At 58.4% G+C, this 15,719-nt stretch carries 12 protein-coding genes and 1 tRNA gene; 2 read left to right on the forward strand and 11 right to left on the reverse strand.

Features of this window, described 5'->3' with window-relative positions; translation table 11 throughout:
- Positions 1 to 329 precede the first annotated feature (329 nt).
- Together BMOU_RS02950 and BMOU_RS02955 are read left to right on the forward strand one after the other, a co-directional pair.
- The gene (locus BMOU_RS02950) at positions 330 to 1,007 is read left to right on the forward strand and encodes a DedA family protein (RefSeq protein WP_034874730.1); all 678 of its coding nucleotides are present in this window, start codon (positions 330 to 332) and stop codon (positions 1,005 to 1,007) included.
- A gap of 163 nt (positions 1,008 to 1,170) precedes the next feature.
- Positions 1,171 to 1,243, forward strand: a tRNA-Ala gene (locus BMOU_RS02955).
- 128 nt (positions 1,244 to 1,371) lie between these two features.
- Here BMOU_RS02955 and BMOU_RS02960 read toward each other — a convergent pair.
- From BMOU_RS02960 to BMOU_RS03010, 11 genes are all read right to left on the reverse strand, one after another.
- Positions 1,372 to 2,079 (reverse strand): HAD family hydrolase, encoded by a 708-nt coding sequence (locus BMOU_RS02960; protein WP_034874732.1) that lies wholly within the window; start codon positions 2,077 to 2,079, stop codon positions 1,372 to 1,374.
- A 176-nt stretch (positions 2,080 to 2,255) separates the two neighbouring features.
- Positions 2,256 to 2,549, reverse strand: a complete 294-nt coding sequence (locus BMOU_RS02965; RefSeq protein ID WP_034874734.1) for a hypothetical protein — start codon at positions 2,547 to 2,549, stop codon at positions 2,256 to 2,258.
- Between the two features lie 264 nt (positions 2,550 to 2,813).
- Complete coding sequence (locus BMOU_RS02970) at positions 2,814 to 3,377, reverse strand: heat shock protein transcriptional repressor HspR (protein WP_034874736.1); 564 nt, start codon at positions 3,375 to 3,377, stop codon at positions 2,814 to 2,816.
- Between the two features lie 5 nt (positions 3,378 to 3,382).
- Positions 3,383 to 4,411 carry a DnaJ C-terminal domain-containing protein gene (locus tag BMOU_RS02975; protein WP_034874738.1) on the reverse strand — a complete coding sequence of 343 codons (1,029 nt, stop codon included), beginning with the start codon at positions 4,409 to 4,411 and terminating at the stop codon, positions 3,383 to 3,385.
- A gap of 30 nt (positions 4,412 to 4,441) precedes the next feature.
- Positions 4,442 to 5,089, reverse strand: coding sequence for a nucleotide exchange factor GrpE (gene grpE, locus BMOU_RS02980; RefSeq protein ID WP_034874740.1), 648 nt, complete (start codon positions 5,087 to 5,089; stop codon positions 4,442 to 4,444).
- Positions 5,090 to 5,091: 2 nt separating this feature from the next.
- Positions 5,092 to 6,966, reverse strand: a complete 1,875-nt coding sequence (dnaK, locus tag BMOU_RS02985) for a molecular chaperone DnaK (RefSeq protein ID WP_034874742.1) — start codon at positions 6,964 to 6,966, stop codon at positions 5,092 to 5,094.
- A 355-nt stretch (positions 6,967 to 7,321) separates the two neighbouring features.
- Complete coding sequence (gene phoA, locus BMOU_RS02990; protein ID WP_034875003.1) at positions 7,322 to 9,415, reverse strand: alkaline phosphatase; 2,094 nt, start codon at positions 9,413 to 9,415, stop codon at positions 7,322 to 7,324.
- A 277-nt stretch (positions 9,416 to 9,692) separates the two neighbouring features.
- Positions 9,693 to 12,242, reverse strand: a complete 2,550-nt coding sequence (locus tag BMOU_RS02995; protein WP_034875004.1) for a glycoside hydrolase family 31 protein — start codon at positions 12,240 to 12,242, stop codon at positions 9,693 to 9,695.
- 13 nt (positions 12,243 to 12,255) lie between these two features.
- Positions 12,256 to 13,077, reverse strand: coding sequence for a carbohydrate ABC transporter permease (locus tag BMOU_RS03000; protein WP_034874744.1), 822 nt, complete (start codon positions 13,075 to 13,077; stop codon positions 12,256 to 12,258).
- Positions 13,074 to 13,961: a carbohydrate ABC transporter permease gene (locus BMOU_RS03005; protein WP_034874746.1), complete on the reverse strand. Its 888-nt coding sequence runs from the start codon at positions 13,959 to 13,961 to the stop codon at positions 13,074 to 13,076. Before BMOU_RS03005 ends, BMOU_RS03000 begins: the two co-directional genes overlap by 4 nt.
- A 158-nt stretch (positions 13,962 to 14,119) precedes the next feature.
- Positions 14,120 to 15,469, reverse strand: coding sequence for an extracellular solute-binding protein (locus tag BMOU_RS03010; RefSeq protein WP_371851406.1), 1,350 nt, complete (start codon positions 15,467 to 15,469; stop codon positions 14,120 to 14,122).
- Between the last annotated feature and the right edge of the window lie 250 nt (positions 15,470 to 15,719).

A 15,719-nucleotide genomic window follows, 5' to 3' on the forward strand; every position in this document is an offset into this window, starting at 1 on the left:
ACGTTTCACTAATCATAACTCTAAACAGAGGGTATGTCAAACGTTTCGATACGCTACATGTCGCAATGAAATCAAGTCCCAAAATACTGTGGCGGCTTCGGGTTCGATGCACACCAGAAAAGATTGAACAGACACAGAGACAAACCCCTAACATGGTTCTGGCCGATCAGGGTTCCGTCCTCGAGACCCTCCGAACCGAAGCGAAGATTGACGGATTGTGCAGATTTGCCACCCTTCGCACCGCCCACAGTGTTGTATTAGAGCCGCGCTGGTAGGCTTTGGCCTTGGTCCATACACCCGTATGTCCAAGAACTCACAGAGAGAACTCCATGGGAATCATTAACTTCTTCGTCAACCTGCTCAAGGACCCGCGCACCGCGATTGCCAGCTGGATCGCCATGGGCGTCGCCCCGACGCTTGGATTCATCTTCCTCATCGTCTTCGTCGAGACGGGCGTGGTGTTCTTCCCCTTCCTTCCAGGCGACTCGCTGCTGTTCGCAGCCGGCTTTTTCGCCGCACCCGACGCCAAGACCGGCGTCTCCGCCCTGCCGCTGTTCGCACTGCTGCCGGTTGTCTGGTGCGCACCGATCATCGGCGATCAGTGCAACTACTGGATCGGCCATTTCTTCGGCCGCCGCATCATCGAATCCGGCAAGGTCAAGGCCATGACGCCGGAGCGCATCGCCAAGACGGAAGCCATGATCGACAAGTGGGGTCCGCTGGCCGTGTTCCTCGGCCGCTTCTTCCCGTTCATCCGCACGTTCATGCCGTTCATTTCCGGTATTTCCGGCATGCGCTGGAGCCGGTTCACGCCGTTCTCCGTGCTCGGCGGCCTGTGCTGGTCCACCCTGTTCACGCTGCTTGGCTACTTCTTCGGCGGCATTCCGGCCGTGCAGAAGCACTTCGAACTGGTGATCATCGCGATTCTCGTGCTGTCGCTGATTCCGACGATCGTAGGCCTGCTCAAGGCCAAGTTCGGCAAGAAGGCTCCGGCTACCGAAGCCTGACAGGCATAATCATCCCCAGCCATCGTTTCGGGTGGGCAGCGAATCGGGAGATTTTTGCCGCTCGCCCGAAAGGTATCGCAACACGCGAACGTGCAGAATTGCGTTCGTACACACTTCGTACTAGAGTTCTGAGAGTTGCCCTGCGAAGCAAGGTAACATCCAAGGGGCTGTAGCTCAGTTGGTAGAGCGCTTCGTTCGCATCGAAGAGGTCGCGGTTTCGACTACCGTCAGCTCCACGAAAGCCCGCTGCATTCATTCCACCGCAGCGGGCTTTTTGATTTCCATATTGTGAGGCGTCTTCTCAGGGCTTGTTTCCAGTCACCGATGCCTCAGTGCGATGACTCTTCTTGGGGGCCGGCCGGATTCACGCACCGACGCGCTGGCGTACATAGGCGTCGAGCGTAGCGGCGGTGATGCCGTCATATCCCTTGATCGATGCGAATTGCGGACCGTTCGAATTGTCGAGCTGCATGAAACCGGTCTGACCGAGCGTGGTGGCACCGGAGGCGACGGCGGAACGCAGGCCGCTCATCGAGTCCTCAATCGCAATGCAGTACCGCATATTCTCCGGCGCGATGCCAAGGCGACGGCCTGCTTCCAGGTACGGTTCCGGCGACGGCTTCTTCGCAACGTCATCATCACCGCACACAAATCCGGCGAACGCTCCGGCCGGTGCCTGATCGACCAGATTCTGCGCAAGATGGCGGGGCGACGTCGTCACCAACATCGACGGCACACCGGCGGCAATCAGCGAGCGCAGCACATCCCCCACACCGTCGATCCAGGGAATCCTTTCGAATTCCTTCTGCGCGACATAATCGATCATGCCTTTGCCGATCTCCTCGATCGACAGCTGGCAACCATGCTCCACCATGCGGCGTGCGACTTCCGGCACCGGCGTACCGGAACACTGCCAAGCCAGATCCTCATCCCAATACCCGCCATGCGCGGCCGCGATCTTCAGCTCGCTCTCGTGCCAGTACGGCTCGGAATCGATCAGCGTGCCGTCCATGTCCCAGAATACGGCCTTGAGCAGCAGGCCGTCATTGCCCGCACCATTCGAAACAGTCATGATATTCCTTCCCTTGGTACCACGACTATTTCAGCAGACCAGCGAGACCATGCGCTGTATGCATAATCACGATCAAAAGCACCGGCGCCTCGTCGGATCCATGCTTGAAAACGGGCATACTGAAACGTTCCGCAGGGCGATCACCCTGCGGAACGTTCGCGCCCGATACTCTCCGACTACTCTTCCGTGTCGCCGTTCTCTTCCGCGCCGCCTTGCTCCTGCTCGGCCTTCGCGGCATCCTCCGCCTTCCAGCGGGCGATGCAACGTTCCACGCGCTTGTATCCGATGATCTTCGGATCAAGCCCGGCCTCGCGGAAAATCGCCGCGGGCGAGCCGCCTTCGGCATATCGCCTCATGCAGTCGTCACGGAATTCCTTCGAATAGCAAATGCGATACTGGGTGACCGATTCCACGGCATCCAGAGTCCCGAGATATTTCCGGGTCTTGGCGGTGAACGCAACTCTTGGCACTGTTCGCTCCTAACTCCTCGTTCCACACACCGTAAGGTCGCCCATCCCCCGAATCTGTTTCGGGAAAATCGAACTATATTCTACGAATCAAATGATTCATCGTAAGAAAAACAGTCGAAATACGGATAATCACTATTATTTCTCACAATAACGACATCATGTCGAATAGTAAAGTCTGCTTTGACACACTATATGACAAAACTGGGCATTCCCCCTATCGGGTATGCCCAGTTTTGAATGTTTTTCGAGAGTTTTATGTCAACCTCAATGAACTCCCCAAATCACCACGGATTTGGATTCCGCATTGTCATCCGGCTCCCGTCGCCCGGCCGGCAGTTCGCGTGTGTCGACATGAATCTGACGCCGCCACATGCGGGCCCTGCGGGAACGCTTGATCTCCACGATTCCACCGTCCGCATCCGCCGCGAACACACTGGAACCTGCCGGTTTGCGCAACCGCTCCACCTGCCGGCGCAGCTCACGGTTCTCCTCTTCAAGTTCGAGGATCCGCGTGACTCCAGCCAGGTTGATGCCCTCTTCCTGACTGAGCTGCTGCGCCTGTGCGAGGCGGAAGATGTCCCGCAGCGAATACCGACGGGCGCCACCCTCCGTGCGCTGCGGTATGACCAGTCCAAGACGATCATATTGACGCAGCGTCTGCGGATGCACGTTCGCCAGCTCGGCGGCACGACCGACCGTGAACACAGGCAGTTCGATGTCGAAACCGACCTCGTCGGCACCGTCCAGATCAGCCCTGCCGGCCACGATCGCGACGGCGCACATTGCGTACAGCCGGCGAGTCTGCTGCGCTACGCGTGACCGCACCATCGTACTCAGCGCTCCTTGGCGAGCCCGTCGGCGAAATCACCACATGCCTTGTCAAACTCCTTCGCGGCACGTTTGACCGCAAGACCCGGCTTGTCGGGGATGCGTATCTCCACGCGACCGATCAGATCGCCGTTACTGCGCGGATTGGCAACGCCCTTGCCGGAGATGCGCACTTCGGTACCGCTCGAGGAGCCTGCCGGCACCTTAAAGGTGACTTCGTTGCCGTCGATGTCCCTGGCACTCACCTTCGCACCGGCGACGGCCTGTCCGACCGTAATCGGCAGGTCCATGACGATGTCGCGCTTGCGCATGGTGAACTTCGGGTCTTCGACGACGGAAATCTGCAGGTACAGATCGCCGTTCTTGCCGCCGTTGCGCCCCGGCTTGCCCTTGCCGGCAAGACGGATCTTCTGACCGTCCTTCACACCGGCGGGGATGTGCGTCTTGAACTTCTTGCCACCGGCGCTCAGGGACACCGTCGCGCCCTTGATCGCCTGGCGGAAGGTCAGGTTGATCTTGGAATTGCGATCCTCGCCATCCTCAGGCTGCGGTGCGGCCTGCTCGTAGGCGCCATAGGGGCCACCCGCGCCAGCACCATATGCGCCCGCACCTTGGCCTGCGGCACCACCGAACATCGAGAAGATGTCATTGAGATTCGGATTGCCTCCGCTGGTCTGAAAACGGATGCGCGATCCGTTGCCGCCCATGCCGGAGCCACCGAACATCGATCCGAAGATGTCGGAGAAACCGCTCGCGTCGAAGCCGTCTGCGCCGGAACCGCCGGCGAAGCGCGCGCCACCCATGCCGAACTGGCGGATGGCATCGTACTTTTGACGGTTCTCCTTGTTGCTCAGCACGTCGTACGCCTCGGAGATGTCCTTGAACTTCTCCTCGGCCTCCTTGGTCTTGTTCAGATCAGGATGGTACTTGCGCGCCAGCTTGCGGTACGCCTTGGTGATTTCGTCGTCGGTGGCCTCCTTGGAGACACCGAGGACCTTGTAGAAGTCTTTGCTCAGCCATTCATTCTCAGCCATGATGTGCCTCCTTTCGTGAGGTAGCTGACTTTAGTCCTGCGGGGAAGCCACGACCACGCGGGCCGCGCGAATCACACGGTCGCCGATGCGGTAGCCCGCCTCGACCACGGTATCGACGGTTTCCTTTTCGGCGGTCGGATCCGGCTTGTGCAGGATCGCATCGTGCCTGGTCGGGTCGAAGTCCTCGCCTTTTTCGCCGAACTTCTCGACGCCGAACTTCTCGAAGGCCTTGTCGATTTTCGTGGCGACGGCCTTGAAGGAATCATCCATTTCGCTGTGCTCACGGATGCGGTCGATGTCGTCAAGGGCCGGCAGCAGCGCGGTGAGCACGTCGATGATGCCGTGCTGGCGGAAGCGATCCTGCTCCTTCTTCGCGCGATTGCGGAAGTTGATGAATTCCGCACGCTCACGCTGGAGGGCCTCAAGATATTCCGCGGCCTCCTTCTTGGCCTGGCCCAGCGGGGTCAGGGTTTCGGCGTCGGCGTCCGTGGCGTTTTCAGCGGCGGCGGAAGCCTCGGCCTGCGCCGAGGCGGCCGCCGTATCGGCAGCGGCCGCCTCGGGGGCACCGGCGGCAGCGTCATCAGCCGCCGGGCCGGTGCCGGAGGGAGCGGTCTGCCCGGACAGGTCGTCCATGTCGGGCAGATCGTTCAGATACTCGTCCTTGTTGAAGTCGGACATGATTACTTGTTGTCCTTGTCATCATCGTCCACGACTTCGGCGTCAACCACGTCGTCGTCAGCGGAACCGGTACCCGCGGCGCCGGCGGCACCCGCTCCGGCAGCGCCTGCCGCGTCGGCACCCTGCTGGGCGTAGAGGGCCTGGCCGATCTTCTGGGCGGAGGTCATCAGCTCGCTCTGGGCGGTCTTGATCTTCTCGATGTCCTCGCCCTTCAGGGCCTCCTTGAGCTCGTTGACCTTGTCGGTGACCTCCTTGGCCACGTCGTCGGAGAGCTTGTCCTTGTTGTCGTTGACGAGCTTCTCGGTCTGATAGGCGAAGGCTTCGGCCTGGTTGCGGGTCTCGGCGTCCTCCTTGCGCTTCTTGTCCTCGGCTTCGTGGGCTTCGGCCTCCTTGACCATGCGGTCGATCTCGTCCTTCGGCAGGCCGGAACCGCCGGTGATGGTCATGGACTGCTCCTTGCCGGTGCCCTTGTCCTTGGCGGACACGTGCACGATGCCGTTGGCGTCGATGTCGAAGGTGACCTCGATCTGCGGAACGCCACGCGGCGCCGGAGCGATGCCGGTCAGTTCGAAGGTGCCCAGCGGCTTGTTGTCGCGGGCGAATTCACGTTCGCCCTGATAGACCTGGATGAGCACGGACGGCTGGTTGTCTTCCGCGGTGGAGAAGACTTCCGAACGCTTGGTCGGGATGGCGGTGTTGCGATCGATGAGCTTGGTCATGATGCCACCCTTGGTTTCGATGCCGAGGGATAGCGGGGTCACGTCGATGAGCAGCACGTCCTTACGGTCGCCCTTGATGACGCCGGACTGCACGGCAGCACCGACGGCCACGACCTCATCCGGGTTCACGGACTGGTTGGCTTCCTTACCGCCGGTGAGCTCCTTGACCAGATCCTTGACGGCCGGCATACGAGTGGAGCCGCCGACGAGGACCACGTGGTCGATGTCGCTCACACCGATGCCGGCGTCGGCCAGCACGTTGTTGAACGGGGTGCGGCAACGGCCCAGCAGATCGGAGGTCATTTCCTCGAAGTGGGCGCGGGTCAGGGTCTCGTCCAGATGCACCGGGGTACCGTCAGGGGTCATGGCTAGGTACTGCATGGAGATGCTGGTGCTGGTCGAGGAGCTCAGCTCCTTCTTGGCCTGCTCCGCGGCTTCCTTCAGGCGCTGCAGGGCGATCTTGTCCTTGCTCAGATCAACGCCATACTTGTTCTTGACCTCGCCGACGAGCCAGTCGATGATCTTCTGGTCCCAGTCGTCGCCGCCCAGATGATTGTCGCCGTTGGTGGCCTGCACCTGGATGGTGGAGAAGCCGTCATCGTCCTTGCCGATCTCCAGCAGGGACACATCGAAGGTGCCGCCGCCCAGATCGAAGACCAGGATGCGCTCGTCCTCCTTGCCCTTCTCGAGGCCATAGGCCAGTGCGGCCGCGGTCGGCTCGTTGATGATACGCAGCACGTTCAGGCCCGCGATGGTGCCGGCGTCCTTGGTCGCCTGGCGCTGGGCGTCGTTGAAGTATGCCGGGCAGGTGATCACGGCGTCGGTGACCGGCTCACCCAGGTAGGCTTCGGCGTCGCGCTTGAGCTTCATCAGCACCTGGGCGGAGATCTCCTGCGGAGTCCACTTCTTGCCGTCGATTTCGACGGTCCAGTCGGTGCCCATGTGGCGCTTGACGGAGCTGATGGTGCGATCGACGTTGGTCACGGCCTGACGCTTGGCGACCTCGCCGACCAGAATCTCGCCGGACTTGCTGAATGCCACGACCGATGGCGTGGTGCGAGCGCCCTCGGCGTTCACGATAACGGTGGGCTGGCCACCTTCAAGAGTTGCGATGCAGGAATTGGTAGTACCCAAATCGATGCCAACTGCGCGTCCCATAACTTATCTCCTTTGCAAACTAGGTTCGCTGTTCGTTTTTTTCGTTCTTCGCTCGAGTTCCGGATTGCCGTCTCTCGTGCTTTCCAAAACTTGAGCCTACACCACTCAACTTTTAATCGCAAGTTATTATTCCCGGAATCACAAAAAAATCTTGAGTACATCTCACTCAACTTTGCCTATCCCACTCAATCTGCCGACGCTCCCACCCATCTCACCGTCGGCGGATTGGGAATGCTCCAAACCACCGACGCTCAGCAGGCCCCAGCGTCGGCAGATACAGAAAATACCCCAAGCCGCCGATGCTCAGAGGGCCCTAAGCGTCGGCGGTTTGGGGGGAATGGATGAACGACCCGGATCAGCGAGTGATCTTCGCAGTCTTGACGATCATCGCGATGGCAACCAGCACGGCCACGGCCAGCGCCACCGCGGCGACAGCGGTGCCAGTTTTGCCCAGCGGCGAAACATTCGATTCGGCGCCGGTGGCGGCGGTCGCATCGACCTTGCCGGAGGTGATGGTGCCGTCGCCCTTGTTGCCGGCATCCGTGTTCTTGCCGGCAGAGGCGGAGGATGCGGCCGGAGCCTGGAATTCGCCGGAATCATACGTCACACCGGACTGGCGGCCGTTCACACTCAGCGTATAGGTTTCGCCTTCCTTCATGCCGTCGAGCGCAATGTCGGTGATCTGCGCGGTCTTGACGCGCACACCCGAGACCGGAGTGGAGGAATCGGAGGCGGCCACGACATTGCCGGAGGCATCCTTCAGCTCGTAGGAAAGCACCGCATCGCCGTTGAATCCCGTAGCTTCAGCCACGTACTTGCCGTCCTTGAGCTTGACCGAGACGGTGGCGTCCTTCGACAGCGCATTCTGCTGGTCGGTGGTGGTGGCCAGACCAAGCGCACCGGCGATGGTGTAGAAGTTATCGGTCTGGTCGCTCAGGCCGACCACACGCTGCGCACCGGGTCCGGAGGCTGCGATGCGCAGCTGGGTGCCGGTGTGGGACATGTCGCCGCCGTTGTAGCCGCCATCCTCGTCGCGGGAGTCGTTTTCGGCGGTGCCGTAGGAGACGACCATATTGTTGCCATCGGCGGTCTTGAGCACGGTGGAGAGCGCGTAGGCCGGCTGGGAGTTGAGAATCTGCGAAGTGTGCGCGTGATCGGCGGTAACGATCACCAGAGTGTTGGAGAGGTCGACGTTCTGCAGCACATAGGAGATGGCCTGATCGAAGTCATCGGTCTCGCCGATCTGACCGCAGGCGTTGCCGGCATGGTCCTGCTTGTCGATCGAAGCGCCCTCGATCTGCAGGAAGAAGCCGTTGGACTGGCTGGCCGGGTTCGCATTAAGCAGTTCGAGAGCCTTCTTGGACATGTCCTTGAGCGAGGAGCCCTGGTTGCCGAGCCACTGGTCATTCACCGTGCATACGGTCGGATTGGCATCCTTGGCCGGATCCTTGGCGGTGGCCTTCGACGCGTTGAACTTGGTCGGCATGTTGCCGTCGCTCATCAGGGCGAGCACCGGCTGGCCTTCCTTGTATTCGAGCGCGTTCATGGCCGCCGGATCGTTTTCGACGGTCTGGTAGCCCATTTCCTTGGCCTGCTCCCACACGGTCTTACCCGCATATTCACCGCCCTGCACGGTCTGGCGGAAGTACTTGGAACCACCACCGATGGTCACATCGGCACGGGTGTCGAGCAGCTGCTCGGAGATGGAACCGATGCCGCCGTTCTCCTTGAGCTGGCTGGCCAGGCAACGCTTCAGCGCGTCATTGGAGGAGCCGTCGGTCTTGCCTTGCGGGCCATAGCAGCCGCGTTCGGTGGAATGCGATTCCAGCACCGCCGGGGTGGCGTCCTGGATTTCCGCGGTGGTCACGTTGCCGGTCGCCTTGCCGGCGGCCTTCGCGAGTTCGAAAAGATTGAGCTGCGGATTGCCGTACACGTCGACATCCACGGCGTTGTTGTAGGTCTTGGTACCGGTGGCCCAGGCGGAGCCGGATGCGGAGGAGTCGGTAACGTCGGTGAGCTTGCCGGGATTCGAATTGGCCTTCAGATTACCCTTGCCGTCCTTGCCGACGGCACTGTCGGAGCTGTTGGAGCCGAGCGAGAAGGTCGTGTACTGGCCGGTGCCGACCTCCACGTCGTCGAGGGCACCGGGCTGCCCGACTGCGTCAAGCCCGTCGAAATGGCCGTTGGCGCCCTTGAGATAGTCGCGCGCCACGGTGATTTCGGAATCGCCCATACCATCGCCGATGAACAGGACGACGTTCTTGGCGGTCTTGTTGCCGATTGCGGCGATGCGCTGCGCACCGCCGTGCTGGGCCAGTTCGGCCACGGACTTGCCGTTCGGGCTGTAGGTGGATGCGCTATCGGCGAGCGCCGGTACGGCGAGCGCGCCGAGCGTGGCGACGGAGGCGAACGCCGCGACGGCGCCCTTGAGAGCCTTGTGCTTGCTCATATGTTCTTCTTTCTTCTGCACGCGGAACCTTTCCGCGCCATATGTTGCGGAACCTTGCGTTTCCATCGCCCACGCTAAACGCCAAAAACCAACGCAGTTCAATTCGCACCTCAACGGCAGATGAATTCTGGGCACGTCAAGGTGAACTCTCCCCTAACGACGCAAATGGGTCTGCGATCCCCTTGTTACGAGGATGGTCGCGGACCCATTGTCTTCTTGTCTGTGTGGATTGGGCGCCAGTTCGCCATACATGGTGGCCAGCCCGCAGCATGCATAATTAGCCGCGCAACAGAATCTCCTCCAAGACGCCGTTTACCGCGTCGGGCATGCCGTATGCGACGAACGGTTCCTTGCTGAAGCGTGGTTTGCTGTCGAGCGTACGCAAGGCGCCAACCGCTCGGACGCCTTGTTCTCGGATTGCCTGTAACGCATGCTCTTTGGTGATATACGGCATCTGTGCATGTAGCAGCGCATCAAGTACATCCTTGTCAATCGGATTATCCGCGACGGACAAACCTTTTGGAACGGCGACACTCAGCCGAGCAGTTGAAGGCACGTCATGTACGGCGACGGACAGGCTCAGCGTCTGTTCATCGTACGCAATCTCAGCCGTCTCGCAGGCGATGCCGTTGATGGTAACCTGCAGTTCGCCGGTCCCAACCGGCGAGACGCCACGGAACACAATCGTCCAATCGCGTCGTTCCGGCACGGATTCGACGGCTCCGTCAACCGGTGAAATCTCGAACCGACTGCCGCCTGATCCGGTAGCGTCACCATCCTTGGCACTATCAGCAATGTCGGCACGCCAATCGAACGTCATCATCGTATCCGCGATATGCGCACGTCTCGCGCAGGATACGATTCCGTCATCCTCACGCAACGTGAAAGTTCCGTCCGCACCGGGGAAAACCAGCACGTGCAGGACCGAGGGATTGCGAAGGTCGTTGACATCGTCACCGGTTGCAAGTTCCTGCAACGGAATGATGCCACCCGCTTTAGCGAACACAGGTGTGCGGTCAAGCGCGCGCCACACTTCAAGTCGCCGCCCGGACGCGTTATCGGAGACATAGCGCCGTCCATCGAAGAAGTCGTACCATTCGCCTTGCGGCAACCATGCTTCAGTCCTGCCACGCTGTGCCGTCGGATCGTCATCGGTCACGATGGGTGCCACCAGCAGTTCGGTACCGAATCGGAATTCGTCTGGCACTTCGTAGGCTTGCGGATTGTTCGGTTCGCTCCAATACATCGGTTCGACCAGCGGCCGTCCGTCAAGCGCCGCACGATAGTTCATCGTGTACAAGTACGGCAGCAGCATATGGCGCAGTCTCAGTGAGGCGACCATGGCCGCATGCACATCGCCGGAAAAGTTCCATGGCTCCTTGCCGGTGAACGGCGAGCTGCTTGAATGCAGGCGGTTAATCGGGCTGAAGGTGCCCAACTGGTACCAACGGACCTCTAGATGTTCATTACGGTAGCCACACATATGCCCACCGATGTCATGACTCCACCAGCCATAGCCGATGTTCGATGCGGTCGCGGTGAAATATGGCTGGAATTGCAATGACTCCCATGTGACGATGGTGTCGCCGGAGAAGCCTACCGGATAGCGATGCGAACCGGGACCGGCGTAACGGGAGAAGGTCAATGGCCAGCGGCCGTCGCGCCCGGAGTCTAGGTAGTGCATGTGATTGAGCACCCACAGCGGGTCAAGTCCCGGTTGCCGGGTCACACCGCCCTGTTGCCAGTCGAGCCACCAGAAGTCGACGCCCTCATCTTCCATACGGTGATGCATGCCGAGATATGCATCGACGAAGTCCGGATTGGTCAGGTCGAATTCCGCAGCCTCCCCGGTCGTGGGGTCAATGCCGACACGTTTGGCGACCGTTTCGTAATCGTCCTCGTACGCACGTATGCCGTCGCGAGGATGCACGTTCAATGTGGCCTTCAGCCCGCGTTCGTGCAGACTGCGCAGAAATGCACAATGATCCGGGAATAGCTGACTGTTCCACGAATAGCCGGTCCAGCCGGAACCATATTTCGGATTCACGTCATCGACACGATGCCAATCCATATCGATGACCGACGTGGTGAACGGGATACCCTCATTCTTGAAACGATCCATCAGTTCCAGGTATTCCGTCTGCGTGTAACGGTAGTAGCGACTCCACCAGTTGCCAAGCGCATAGCGCGGCAGCAACGGGGTCGGTCCAGCCAGCGTATAGAAGTCCTGCACAGCTTCGATGTAACGACGCCCGTATCCGAAGAAATAGATGTCGGTTTCCGCATGATCTCTTGGCCTAACCCAAGTGCCGAGCGGATTCGTCTTGCCGTCGACCTCATCGGCCTCGACGATGACGTTCGATCCGGAATCATCGATTACAGCCCAACCGTCACGTGAGAGTACACCGTCATCCAACGCGATTTCGCCATCAGCCTCGTCGAGTGTACGCGCGGTACCTTTGAGATTATGCAGAGACGCATCGCCGTAATGCCAAGTATTGAACTGAGTATCGGAGACGCCTTTGACGACGATGCTCAGCCCTTCCTTGCTGAACGGTTTGCCGTCGTAGGTCAGGTAGAGTGCAGGGGTATCGACGATGAGCAGCCCGTTACGATGCGTTACGGTGAATTCCGGATCGGCTCCAAAGTCGCGATTGACGGCCATCTGCGTCAACCGATCCTCAAACTCGCCTGAATCGGACCATTCGAGCCGAATGAGGGATTCAGTGAGGATGCCGATCCTCCAATGCTCGCCCTGTAGGACTGTCGCGTCGCGCATGCACGGTTGTGCATTACGTACATAGTCGATGAATACGTTGCTTGTCATGGTGTTTCCCACTTTACTTGCCACTGCCAGTCGCGATGCCGGCGATGAACTGCTTCTGGAAGATCATGTAGACGATGATTACCGGCACGATGGCCAGTGAGGTGGCCGCGAACAGTCCGCCGTAATCAGTGCCGTACTGGCCGTTAAAAGCCTTCAATCCAACGGCGAGCAGCTGCTTTTTCTCATCAGTGATCATAAGGAACGGCCACAGGTAGTCTTCCCAGTTCCACAGGAACGTGAATATCGCCAATGCTGCGATGGTATTGTGGCTCATCGGCAGGATGATGCTGTGGAAGATTCTGGTTTCGGAAGCACCGTCGAGTTTAGCGGCTTCAATCAGCTCATCGGAGATGCCGGAGATGGATTGGCGGAACAGGAAGATGCCGAACGCGCTTATCATGCCAGGCAATACGAGGGACGTGTAGGTGTCTTGCAAACCCCAGTTGGTGAACATCTCGTACTGCGGAATGATGGTTACGGCCCATGGGATCATCATGGTGCTCATGACGACGCCGAAAAGCAGGTTACGGCCACGGAAGCGCATTTTGGAAAACACGTAGCCGAGCACGGCACTGGTATAAATCGCGATACCGGTTTTCAGACCCGCTACGACCAGAGAGTTGATGAACAAGCGCAGGAAATTGAATTTTTCCTGGATACTCACATAGTTGGCAAGTGTGGATGGCTTGGGGAACAGCCCTCCGGTCACCTTGACGATCTCGCTGTTCGGTGCAAATGACGAGATAAACATCCAGATGAAAGGAACGATGGTGATAAGGGCGACGACGAACAATAACGCAGTGAGGATGATGCCGCCGATTCTGCGATTTTTCATGCCAGGTCCTCCGAATCTCCCGAAATCTTGAACATGATGAGGGTCAGCACGCCGGTAAAGAGGAAGAGGATGACCGCCTGCGCCGACGCGACTCCGAAGTTATATTTCTGGAATGCCTGATCGAAGATGAGATAGCTGATGGTGTAGGTCGATGTTCCCGGCCCGCCTTCGGTCATAACGAGAATCTGCACATATGCCTGCAGATAGCTGATAAGCGACGTGATGACGATGAATAAGGTGGTTGATTTAAGTAGTGGCAGAGTGATTTTAAAGAAAATCTGCACTGAATTAGCCCCATCGATGGCGGCTGCCTCATAGACATCGCGCGGCAGATTCATCAGACCAGCCAAATACAGAACAGTAGCGTAGCCGAAATCCTTCCAGATGGTCATAATGATGATTGCGGGCATGGCCCACTTGGTGTCATGCAGCCAGTTGATATCAAGTCCAGTGACTTTGTCCACCATGCCAAACTGCGGATCGAACATCCACATCCACACGAAAGAAACCGCAACGAGCGGGGTGATGGTCGGCATATAGAATAAGCCACGCAACGTGTCCTTGCATTTGACGAGTTTGGCGCTCAGCAGCAACGCCAGCCCCAGGCCCAACACAATGCGAAAGACAGTGGATACTCCCGCGAACACCGCCGTGTTCCACATGGAACTCCAGAAAAGCTTATCGGTCAGAATTTGTTTGAAGTTGTCGAAACCGACCCAGTCATAGGTACCGACCAAAGGATTCCAGTCATGCAAGCTGCCGGCAAACGCCTTGATGATCGGATAGGCTAGGAATACGGCGAAGTAGACCACCAAGAAGGTGACCGCCATGTTACGTAGGGTGAAAATCCTTGACAGTAGAGATTCACCGTTCTTGTTCTTCATTGAATCTCGCCTCTTTATTGAGTTGAATCAGGCCGGTGTGCCAGTGCACTGTGCCGACATATGCTGTTTCTGAGAAAAACAGCCGCGACGCGGAAGGAATGGGGCCGTGCCGCGGCTGTAAATTGGGTGGGAATGGAAGGGAAGAGAACCGTCGATGGTTACTTATGTTCGTCGAAGTAGGCGTACTTGCTTTCCATCGAGGTGAAGTCTGAGCTCTTCATATCAGCATCCATCTGAGCCTGCGCTTCCTTGAGCGCTTTATCGATGGACATGCCATTCTGGAAGACGTTCTGGAAGGCGGTGGTGCCGCTGGATTCGACAGTGGACGGTGCCGGCCCCGGCCAGATCAGACGATCGACGCGCGGTTGGATGGCGGCCATGACCGGCTTGGAGAGGATGTCTTCGTCATCCTGAAGGGAAACCTTGGCAGGGAAGGAGTTGAGTTCGGCGACCGCTTCGCGAATGTAATCGTCGTTGGCGAGCAGGTACTTGATGAAGTCCTGAGCGACGGCCTGCTGCTCCTTGGTCTGGTTCTTATTGATACCCGGAGTGGATTCACCGTTGTAGCGATCGTAGGCAAACGGGGTGTCCGCAGAGAAGGTCGGAGTGGCGAAGACACCGTAGTCGATATCCGGATACTTCTCTTTGAGGGTTCCTTCCATATGGCCCCATGCGTAAATCATGGCGGACTGTCCATTGCCGAAGCTTTGGGTGTAGTCATTACCGAAATCGACGGATCCAACCTTGTACTTGTCATACAGGTCCTTGAGGAACTGCATGTTCTCTTTGGTCACGTCGTTGTTGTAGTTGGCTTTCTCGCCATCGGAGCTGAACAGCAACTCGCCCTTTTGATAGTTCAGGCCCTGATAGATGGCACTGTAGGCGTCGCCGTTGAAATTGAAGCCGGCTTGGGTCATTTTGCCGCCGTCGGTCTTGGTGAGCTTCTGGGCGACTTGGATGAACTCGTCCCACGTCGTGGGGATGTCGGCATCGGTCAGTCCGGCCTCCTTCCATAGGGTCTTGTTGTAGTAGATGTTGCCGGTGTTGATGACGGAGTCGACGTATTTGACCTTACCGTTTTCATCCTCATGCACGGAGGCGGTGGAGTAGTCGGTTTCCAACGCCTCGGTATCAATGTCGTAATCGGCCGCATACGGGCGAATCAAAGCGTCGTAGGAGTTGTGAATGTTGAAGACCGCCGGACCGTTCTTGCCCTTCAAGGCCAGCGGCAACTTGGTCCAGTAATCATCCCAGGAAACGTTCACCGTCTTGATGGTGACGTTCGGATAGATTTTCATGTAGGATTCGATCATCTTGTAGACCGGATCGGTCCCCTTGGACCCCCAGCTCCAGTATTCGATCTGAATCGGCTTGCCGTCGTTGACCAGATGGTTGGGGTCATAGGTGATGGTCTTGCCCATGACGTCAAGCCCTTTGTCGGCTTTGGTATCGGTGGTGCCGGAACCGGTGGTGCCACCGCCGCATGCCGCCAGCCCAACGATGCTCATAGCCGCCACTGCCGCCGCAATGCTCTTTTTGAACCTCATGTCTCTCCTTACGTCTTCGTAAGCCTTCATTTGCCCTAGCGGACAGGCAACAGCATACGACAAGGGTTTCATATTGACAATTCAGTCTTTTTATAAATGTAACCGGTTTCATTTGAAACCCTTTTCATTGTAACAATGTGAGCGTACACATCATGCAATGATACGGCGTGTCGAACTAAAACCCTTTTCATTCTTTTTCATTTATGCAATA

It is taken from the genome of Bifidobacterium moukalabense DSM 27321 (genome assembly GCF_000522505.1).
Lineage (GTDB): Bacteria > Actinomycetota > Actinomycetes > Actinomycetales > Bifidobacteriaceae > Bifidobacterium > Bifidobacterium moukalabense.

Excerpts from the sequence above, each read along its gene's own strand:
- BMOU_RS02950 (WP_034874730.1), top strand. The coding sequence starts at position 330 with ATGGGAATCATTAACTTCTTCGTCAACCTGCTCAAGGACCCGCGCACC.
- BMOU_RS02960 (WP_034874732.1), bottom strand. The coding sequence starts at position 2,079 with ATGACTGTTTCGAATGGTGCGGGCAATGACGGCCTGCTGCTCAAGGCC.
- BMOU_RS02970 (WP_034874736.1), bottom strand. The coding sequence starts at position 3,377 with ATGGTGCGGTCACGCGTAGCGCAGCAGACTCGCCGGCTGTACGCAATG.
- BMOU_RS02975 (WP_034874738.1), bottom strand. The coding sequence starts at position 4,411 with ATGGCTGAGAATGAATGGCTGAGCAAAGACTTCTACAAGGTCCTCGGT.
- grpE (WP_034874740.1), bottom strand. The coding sequence starts at position 5,089 with ATGTCCGACTTCAACAAGGACGAGTATCTGAACGATCTGCCCGACATG.
- dnaK (WP_034874742.1), bottom strand. The coding sequence starts at position 6,966 with ATGGGACGCGCAGTTGGCATCGATTTGGGTACTACCAATTCCTGCATC.
- phoA (WP_034875003.1), bottom strand. The coding sequence starts at position 9,415 with ATGAGCAAGCACAAGGCTCTCAAGGGCGCCGTCGCGGCGTTCGCCTCC.
- BMOU_RS02995 (WP_034875004.1), bottom strand. The coding sequence starts at position 12,242 with ATGACAAGCAACGTATTCATCGACTATGTACGTAATGCACAACCGTGC.
- BMOU_RS03000 (WP_034874744.1), bottom strand. The coding sequence starts at position 13,077 with ATGAAAAATCGCAGAATCGGCGGCATCATCCTCACTGCGTTATTGTTC.
- BMOU_RS03005 (WP_034874746.1), bottom strand. The coding sequence starts at position 13,961 with ATGAAGAACAAGAACGGTGAATCTCTACTGTCAAGGATTTTCACCCTA.
- BMOU_RS03010 (WP_371851406.1), bottom strand. The coding sequence starts at position 15,469 with ATGAGCATCGTTGGGCTGGCGGCATGCGGCGGTGGCACCACCGGTTCC.